This is a genomic window from Desulfotomaculum copahuensis (genome assembly GCF_001655685.1).
GTDB lineage: Bacteria > Bacillota > Desulfotomaculia > Desulfotomaculales > Desulfovirgulaceae > Desulfotomaculum_G > Desulfotomaculum_G copahuensis.
Genome location: NZ_LYVF01000066.1, coordinates 1 through 7,789, shown reverse-complemented (window position 1 = coordinate 7,789; position 7,789 = coordinate 1). Strand labels below are relative to the sequence as shown.

Below are 7,789 nucleotides of genomic sequence, written 5' to 3'. Positions count from 1 at the left end.
GGGCGGTCCCGGGTGGAACCGCCGGTATATCCGGCGCCGGAGAAAGTGGTCCGTCCACCGTGGATCCGCAAGCGCTGTTGAACGGCAGCCCGGTTTCTACAATGGGGAAAAGCGGGCTGCAGAGCCGCATTGAGGCCAAATACATTGCCCGGCTGCAGTCCGTGGCCGGCGGCTTTCAGGGGCGTTTGAACGGTCTGGTGGGGGCGGCCTGGAATGAATATATTTCTGACCGGAAGCAGGGGAAGAAGGTATCCGTGCTGGCCCTGGCCGGCAAGTACATTCCGGCCGGCAACGATTTGGAAGCCCAGTGTGACGCGCAGTTTTACACCGTATTGGATCAGTTCAAAGCGGAATTGAGCCGGAACAACCTGCCCCTGGATACAGCCATCCAGGCCCAGCAGGCCTATGAACAAGCCAAGGCCGCCCGCAAACGCCAGCTTTTGTCCCGCGCCCTGGGCCTGTAGGGTATTAAAGCCCCCGTCCGGCAAGATGTCCGTTGTCCAGGGTGATTGTCCGCTGGCAGTGGGCGGCGACGGCCGGGTCGTGGGTGGTGATCAGGATGGTTTTGCCCGTTTCCCGGTTTAGTTTTTGCAGCAGGGCGACGATTTTTTGGCCGTTTGGCCGGTCCAGATTACCGGTGGGTTCATCGGCCAGGATTACCGGCGGATCCATGATTAATGCCCGGGCGACGGCCACCCGCTGCTGTTCGCCGCCGGAAAGCTGCCCGGGCCGGTTTTTTTCTTTGCCGGACAAGCCGACCAAAGCCAGCAACTCCCGGGCCCGCGCGCGTAGCCGGCGCGCTTCCCCAGGTCGGGGAATGGCCGGTACCAGTACGTTTTCCTGGGCGTTCAGGTTGGGCAGCAGGTGGTAGGATTGAAACACAAAACCGGTTTTATGCCTCCTGATGTTATATAGGGCGGATTCTGAAAGGGTGAACAGATCCACGCCGTCCAGGATAACCCTGCCGGTGGTGGGACGGTCCAGCCCGCCAAGGATATTAAGCAGTGTTGTTTTACCGCAGCCGGAAGGACCCATTACAGCCCAGAGGGCTCCTTTTTTTATGTCCAGGTTCAGGCCGTGCAGGGCGTTTACGGCCAGCCGGCCCCGGCCGTAGGTTTTACTCAAGCGCTCTATATGGATCAAAATCATATCAGCATCTCCCGATGAATGTGTTGACGGTTTCCGGAAGCCGGCAAAAAAGGGGCTGTTTCCACTTGTCCCCGGTGAGCGGCCGGGAAGCTCCGCTATTATCGTGAATAATTATATTGCATAGACACTTTTCCGGTCAACTTGACCGGCCGTTTGCGCTGCCGGCGTGAGATCGCCTGTAACCTCCGGTGGAAGATACCGGCCGGGGACGCCCGCATTCTTCAGCCCTGGCGGAAGATATCGGCCGGAGCGGCCTGTTTTGCCCGCCAGGCCGGATACAGGCCGCCGAAGGTGCCGGTGATTATTCCGGCGGCGGCCACCGCGGCCATTAATGACCGGTTGAGCACGATCATGTCCGGGAATACATAGCGCCGGACCAGGACGGCGCCCGCCCCGCCCAGTCCAAGACCCAGCGCCGCGCCGCACAGGCTGAGGATGAGTGATTCCATGAGCACCAGCATGACGATGTGCCGCCCCCGCCAGCCCACCGCCTTGAGGACGGCAAATTCCCGCATCCGTTCCAGTACCGACGCGGACATGATAATGGCGATGGACAGGCCGCCCGCCAAAGCGGCCACCAGCGAAACGGCTGTAAGGAACTTGTTCACGGTGTCCAGGGTTTCCCGCAGCGGATTGAGCAGGTCCCGTGGGATCACCACCTGTACGGGCGGGTTGCCCTGCCTGAAATGAGCGGTGATTTCCTTTTCCACCGCCGGAATCCGCTCCGGACTGTCCACCTGCACATCGATGCTGGAATACTTGTCCGGTGGAAAACGGGCGATTTTGCGTGCCAGGTCCGCCGGACCACAAAACGAGGTGTCGCTGATTTCATTGCCCGTTTCAAAAACGCCGGTTACCGTCAAGGTGAGTTGTTCCAGCCGGGGACCGTCCGGAACGATGAACCGGTATGAATGACCGGCGGTCATTTTTCCGTTGATAAAACCCAGAGAATCCTGCAGCCTTTTGCCGATGATAATTTCATTGTTCTTTACCGGGGCGCGACCGGCAATTATTTTTTTGAATGGCGAACCGGGACGGGCGGTTTCTTCACCGGTGTAACCGTTGAACGGCAAGATCAGGTTGGGGTCGTCAGCCGGCCGCAAGCTGGCCGCCACCCGGCCATATGCGTGCAACACGCCGGGCATTTGTCTGATCGCATCCAGGTAGCCCGCCGGCAACGGCGTGCCGCTGCTAAAGAACATGCCGCCGAAAATGGCGTCCCGGGGGGAGACCACCACCCGGCCGGCCAGGCCGGAAAAGGTTTTTTCCAGGCGGGCGTTTAGCCCGGCGGAAATAGCGAACAAAAAGGTCATCAGCGCGCATCCCAGCCCCACGCCTAAAATGGCCAGCAGGGAGATGCCCTTTTTCCGCCAGACGTTTCTTAGAGCAAAGAATAACATGTCAACCCTTCTTTTTATCCCCAAAGGAGACATATGGCTATTTTTAAGCTTCTTGGCGGATCAGTAAAACCCTTCCTAACAGGTATGAATTTTTTAAGTGCATCAACAAATGAAAAAAGGCGTCCGAACCGGAGCATTGGTGCGTTGGGGTACGGAGATCATCTAAAATATGGCTGCATGTTAAATATTGAATGTTGCAGGGTTTAACCGTCACGGTGCATGATGCATTCCGGGGGACAGGTGATTTCCGGAATGGCGCACTTATTATTCCTGATTTGGAACCATTTTATAGCTCAAGGAGTAATATGGAATAGAATAAACCCAGGGAAGGGAGTCATGAGCATGTCCGGGGAAGACAAGTTGATCCAGGATTTGCCGGCAGCGGATTTATCCGCGGCGGGAGAAGATGCGCAAGCCTCCGGATTTTTTACCGGAGCGACGGGGAAGTTGACGGAATTCCGTTTTAACGAGCCCTATGCTACTCCGTCCGCGCCGGCCGGCAACCTGGCCAGTGCAACCTTTGCCACCACCTTTATCCTGGTGGACGATCCGGGTGACCTGGTTTGGATCAATGCAACCATGAGCTGGTATGCCACCTTTACGGCCGCCGGTTCGGTAGATGTGATCTTTTCCATTGTCCGGGACGGTACACCCATTTATTCCATCACCCAGTCAGTGGCCAATCCCGTGGCAGCCGGCGCCACTGTATCCAACATAGCCAGGCTGCAGTATGTTGATCTGCCCCTGGCCGGCGTAAGCAAACCCACTCTCACTCCGGTAACCTATTCTTTATATGTTACCACTGCCACAGCGGTGGCCTTCAGCACCGGTCCGTTCACACTTTCCGTGGCCGAAATTGAACCCAACCGGCCGGGCATTTTTTAAACTGCAGACGGATTGAGCAGGCGGATTGAATTGTTAACTTTTAGCCAAAACAGAATCGATTCCCACCGGCCGGGGCATTTTGACCACATTAATCGATTTAGAAGCGGTTGGTTAGATTCTAAACCTGACCCGGACCGGAACGGCCGGGAGATTATTAATTTTATCGAAAGGGGATGCAGGTATGTCTGATGTGCAAGCTGCCCAGTTGATGGAGCGGGGCAGATTGACCGGGTTGCAGGTAACCGAACCGGCGGCTAAGTTCGGAACCATAACGCCGCCCATGGCTTTTCCGGTGGCGCCGGCCTTTACCACCCTGGCCACGGTGACCATTTTCGTGGACGACACCACCGACCGGGTGTGGTTGAACGGCACAGTGGGCTGGTATGCCAGTTTTACGGCCGTCGGGACGGTGGAGGCGACCTTTCAGATTCTACGCGGAACAACGGTGGTTTATCAAATCCGGCAGGCCATCACCTCATCGACCGCCATTCCCGCACCACCGCCGGCCCTGGTGTATAATATCGCCAATCTCGAACATATCGACGACACGCCGGTTACCGCTCCCGGTAACGTTACTTATACCCTGCAAGCGCAGGCCAGCGCCGCCGGGGCTTTTACCAGCGGCCCGGTTACTTTGACAGCGGCGGAAATTGAACCCAATGCCGTGCTTTAATCTAAAAGGAGGAACCGGGGACTATTCTCCGCCGCCGGAAACAACCGCGTAATATTATGGATGCCGTTTGAGGCAATATGCGATCCCAAAGAGAAAGGAGCATGTGGAATGAGCAGTCAAGCAAATGCCTCCGAATTTCCCTTCCCGGAACAGGGGAAGTTGACGGAGTTTGACTATAACATTGTCACCAGCACCTACGGCATCTCCACCGCCCCGGTGTTGCTGGCCTCTACAGTGGTGCTGGTTAACAATGCAAATAACCGGGTGTGGTTGAACGGTACAGTTGACTGGTCATATTCTTTTGCCGGCGGTTCGGGTACGGCCAGTGTTTTATTTGAAGTCCTGCGCGGAGATACGGTGATTTACTCGGCCATGCAGTCTATTGTTTCCGTGGTTACAGTAGGCGGTTTTATTGTATACAACCAGGCGCACTTGCAGCATGTGGATACCACGCCTGTTCCCGCCGCACAAACGCCGTTTACCGCTCCATTTACGCCGGTGCTCTATAAATTGCAGGCGCGTGTGCTCACCGCACCGGCCGGCGGCGGCATCACCAGCGCTCCGGCGGTGCTCACAGCGGCGGAAGTCATACCCAACAGTCCGGTAAGATTTTAACCGGGGCGGGATTGCACTTCCCGTAGTTATGAGAAAAGGCGCATACCGGCGGCTAACCGTCCGCCGGTATGCAACCGACCCGGGAACCGGCTTTCCGGGTTATTTTTCGGGCACATCTTGTGTAGGAAATTAACTTAAGCATTACCGTGGAACATAAATAACATATCCCAGCCTTTTAACGGCAGGGTCATAATTTTGACGGGCCGGCATTGTTTTAGATCCGGTGACATTTTTAGATCCGGGCGGTTGAGTTCCGCCGCGGGGATGTTTATAATTAAAGCATCCTTAGATTTTGTCGTAAATGAGGTTTGGTTATGCTCGATTATTTCGCCTGCTGGAACCAGTGGCTGGGACGGCGCATGTTTTTTGTGGTTTTGTCCGCATTGCTGGCCGGTTTTCTCATGCCGTTGCCCCACTCGCCGGTACTGGCTACGACTGCGGTGGCCCTGTTTGCCTATATGACTTTCATTACCGCCCTGGACACCGGTTTTAGGGATTTTTTTCACGTGCTGGCCCGGCCGTGGATTACTATTTGGATGCTGCTCTTGATTCACGTGGTGATGCCCCTGGTGGCCTGGGGCGCCGGTCTATTGTTTTACCCGCATGCCCCGCTGACGCGGCTGGGCTTTTTAATCGGCGCCGCCATTCCGATCGGGGTGACTTCCATAATCTGGACTTCGGTGGTACGCGGGGATGTGGCCCTGGCACTGGTGGCGGTCACCCTGGATACGCTGGTCAGTCCGCTGCTGCTGCCGGCTTTCATCGCCCTGGTGGCCGGCCGGGAAGTGCATGTGGATTATGTCCGCCTGCTGGTCGGTTTGTTGTGGATGGTGACCATCCCCAGCCTTGCCGGCATGGCGGTGAATGATCTCACCCGCCGGCGGTTGACTGGTTTTTCGCATTCCGTGGGCGGCTTCACCTCCAAGGTGGCTTTGTTTCTGGTGGTGTTCATCAACGCCGGCGCGGTGGCGCCGGAAATCAACTGGAACGCTTCGCTGTTAAAATTGCTGTTGGTTATTCTGCTGTTGGTTATGAGCGGGTATTACATCGGTTACGCCGGTTCCTTTGTTTTGAATGAGCGCCGGCGGGATACGGTGGCGGCCATGATTTACAACGTGGGCATGCGCAACATCAGCTTTGGTGCGGTGCTGGCGGTGGCCTATTTCCCGGCCGCTGTGGCCGTGCCGGTCACTCTGGCCATGATTTTCCAACAGCCGCTGGCAGCAGTCGTGTCCTATTTATTCAACCGCTTCGACCGTTCCGCGGCATGTGTCCCGGAGTTGACCCGGCGGTAATGCTTTCCCGTTCCCTTGCCAATAGCTTTTCCAGGACCAGGGTTACGACAATGCCGGACGGACTTACGGCTCGCAAGAAGGGAATTCATTTTACTATACGGTAACTAACAGCTCGCGCTTAAAAAAGGGGGCTCCCCAGTTGAGTTTTGAGAAAATCCCACCAAAAATTCTTGTTTTAATCAAAGGAGCCGGCGAGATGGCCACCGGTTGCGCCTACCGGCTGTGGCGGGCAGGGTTTGACGTTGTGATGACCGAACTGCCCCGGCCCCTTTGCATACGGCGCACGGTTTCCTTCGCCCAGGCGGTCTATACCGGCCGCCTGGCGGTGGAAGGAGTGCGTGCCGTACTGGTGAAAGCGGAAGAAATAACCGCCGTCCAGGCCGGCGGGGAAATCCCGGTCGTGATTGACCCGGCGGGCGAACTGGTGCGCAGCCTGCGTCCCTGGTGTGTGGTGGATGCCCGTCTGGCCAAAGTCAACCCGGGCACCAGCCGGGACGAAGCGGAACTGGTCATCGGTCTGGGACCGGGTTTTACGGCCGGGGAAGACGTGCACGTGGTAATAGAAACAGCCCGCGGACATTTTCTGGGCCGGACGATTTATGCCGGTGCCGCCCTGCCCAATACCGGCGTGCCGGGAGAAATCGCCGGCCGGTCGGGCGAGCGGGTACTGCGGGCCACTGGAGCGGGCACCTTTCAGCCGCTGGTGGAGATTGGCGCGCAGGTAAAAGCGGGGCAGCTGGTCGCCCGGTGCGATCAAAAGCCGGTCATAGCTGCCATCGACGGCCTGGTGCGGGGAATGCTTCACCCGGGGCTGGAAGTAAGCCCCGGGCTGAAAGTGGGAGACATCGACCCGCGCGGCGACCGGGACATGTGCTGTACGATATCTGAAAAGGCAAGAGCCGTCGGAGGCGGCGTGCTCGAAGCGGTGCTGGCCCGGTTGAGCGGCCGGGAACCGGTATCCACCGGGTTACCGGTATTGTTTACATCGTAGAAAGTAGCGGAATACAACCGGCTGGCTGGAACGATCGTGGTCCGGCGCGGGTAGGCACCGCATAATAAGGTCAATATCCCCTGGCGCGTTGAGTGCCGGGACCGCCGACCTGCCGGTGGCCGAAGAAGCGGCATTACCGCGGAAAATATGGGCAATGATGTGCGCAAGGCTTATAATGCGGGAGTGGCCGGTATTCACCGGCTTCTGGACAAACTGGACCTGATCCGCCGGACGCATGTGATCATTGTGGTGGCGGGCATGGAAGGAGGAGCTTTGGCCGGCGTGGCCGGAGGGCTTGCCGGGCAGCCTGTTATCGCCGTTTCCACCAGTGTGGGCTACTGGGCCAGCCTTAACGGGCTTTCGGCCCCTCCTGTGGCGTGCTGGACAGCATTCAACATGTCTTCAATAAGCAAAAACTTATTCATGCCCAGAATATCATTCTGTCAGTTGCATGTCAATGATTGGCACAATGTGAGCGGTTATATCCCCGCCGCTCAAACACGGCAAAGATCCTTATCAGTAAGTACGGGCTGCCGCCGGTCCCGGCCCGGGGTCGCTCGAATATGAACTGGTTACCGTCACCTACAGGCCGAAACCGGACGGCGGCGGGCCGGACGATCCCTTTGGCCATTGAAAGAAGTATAGCGCAATCTGAAAAGTGAATAAGAAATCTCTGCCCCGCGCAAAGGTTAAATGGAGGTAAGAAGCAGCTACAGACAGGTCGATAAGACTATCATAAAATTATGGAACTATTAACCATCAGCAAGGCAGCAAAAAAGTT

Annotated in this window: 7 protein-coding genes and 2 pseudogenes; 7 read left to right on the top strand and 2 right to left on the bottom strand. The window is 57.1% G+C overall.

Annotated features, from left to right (window positions below; genetic code table 11):
- Nucleotides 1-464: pseudogene (locus tag A6M21_RS18650) on the top strand (hypothetical protein); the annotation flags it as partial.
- A 4-nt stretch (nucleotides 465-468) separates the two neighbouring features.
- On the opposite strand, the gene A6M21_RS05660 reads toward A6M21_RS18650, so the two are convergent.
- Both A6M21_RS05660 and A6M21_RS05655 read right to left on the bottom strand, forming a co-directional pair.
- Nucleotides 469-1,149, bottom strand: a complete 681-nt coding sequence (locus A6M21_RS05660; RefSeq protein WP_066666915.1) for an ABC transporter ATP-binding protein — start codon at nucleotides 1,147-1,149, stop codon at nucleotides 469-471.
- A 221-nt stretch (nucleotides 1,150-1,370) separates the two neighbouring features.
- Nucleotides 1,371-2,549: an ABC transporter permease gene (locus tag A6M21_RS05655; RefSeq protein ID WP_161486012.1), complete on the bottom strand. Its 1,179-nt coding sequence runs from the start codon at nucleotides 2,547-2,549 to the stop codon at nucleotides 1,371-1,373.
- A 342-nt stretch (nucleotides 2,550-2,891) separates the two neighbouring features.
- On the opposite strand from A6M21_RS05655, the gene A6M21_RS05650 reads away from it, so the two are divergent.
- From A6M21_RS05650 to A6M21_RS19445, 6 genes and pseudogenes are all read left to right on the top strand, one after another.
- A complete protein-coding gene (locus tag A6M21_RS05650; protein WP_066666913.1) occupies nucleotides 2,892-3,434 on the top strand; it encodes a hypothetical protein in 543 nt (180 codons plus the stop codon).
- A 181-nt stretch (nucleotides 3,435-3,615) separates the two neighbouring features.
- On the top strand, nucleotides 3,616-4,107 hold the full coding sequence (locus tag A6M21_RS05645; RefSeq protein WP_066666912.1) for a hypothetical protein: 492 nt from the start codon (nucleotides 3,616-3,618) through the stop codon (nucleotides 4,105-4,107).
- A 108-nt stretch (nucleotides 4,108-4,215) separates the two neighbouring features.
- Complete coding sequence (locus A6M21_RS05640) at nucleotides 4,216-4,722, top strand: hypothetical protein (protein WP_066666911.1); 507 nt, start codon at nucleotides 4,216-4,218, stop codon at nucleotides 4,720-4,722.
- A 314-nt stretch (nucleotides 4,723-5,036) separates the two neighbouring features.
- The gene (locus A6M21_RS05635; RefSeq protein WP_066666910.1) at nucleotides 5,037-6,017 is read left to right on the top strand and encodes a bile acid:sodium symporter family protein; all 981 of its coding nucleotides are present in this window, start codon (nucleotides 5,037-5,039) and stop codon (nucleotides 6,015-6,017) included.
- Between the two features lie 139 nt (nucleotides 6,018-6,156).
- On the top strand, nucleotides 6,157-7,008 hold the full coding sequence (gene yqeB, locus A6M21_RS18295; RefSeq protein ID WP_242868778.1) for a selenium-dependent molybdenum cofactor biosynthesis protein YqeB: 852 nt from the start codon (nucleotides 6,157-6,159) through the stop codon (nucleotides 7,006-7,008).
- A 6-nt stretch (nucleotides 7,009-7,014) separates the two neighbouring features.
- Nucleotides 7,015-7,374: pseudogene (locus A6M21_RS19445) on the top strand (AIR carboxylase family protein); the annotation flags it as partial.
- Nucleotides 7,375-7,789 lie beyond the last annotated feature (415 nt).

Coding starts and splice junctions, on each gene's coding strand:
- A6M21_RS05650 (WP_066666913.1), top strand. CDS start 2,892: ATGTCCGGGGAAGACAAGTTGATCCAGGATTTGCCGGCAGCGGATTTA.
- A6M21_RS05645 (WP_066666912.1), top strand. CDS start 3,616: ATGTCTGATGTGCAAGCTGCCCAGTTGATGGAGCGGGGCAGATTGACC.
- A6M21_RS05660 (WP_066666915.1), bottom strand. CDS start 1,149: ATGATTTTGATCCATATAGAGCGCTTGAGTAAAACCTACGGCCGGGGC.
- A6M21_RS05635 (WP_066666910.1), top strand. CDS start 5,037: ATGCTCGATTATTTCGCCTGCTGGAACCAGTGGCTGGGACGGCGCATG.
- A6M21_RS05655 (WP_161486012.1), bottom strand. CDS start 2,549: ATGTTATTCTTTGCTCTAAGAAACGTCTGGCGGAAAAAGGGCATCTCC.
- A6M21_RS05640 (WP_066666911.1), top strand. CDS start 4,216: ATGAGCAGTCAAGCAAATGCCTCCGAATTTCCCTTCCCGGAACAGGGG.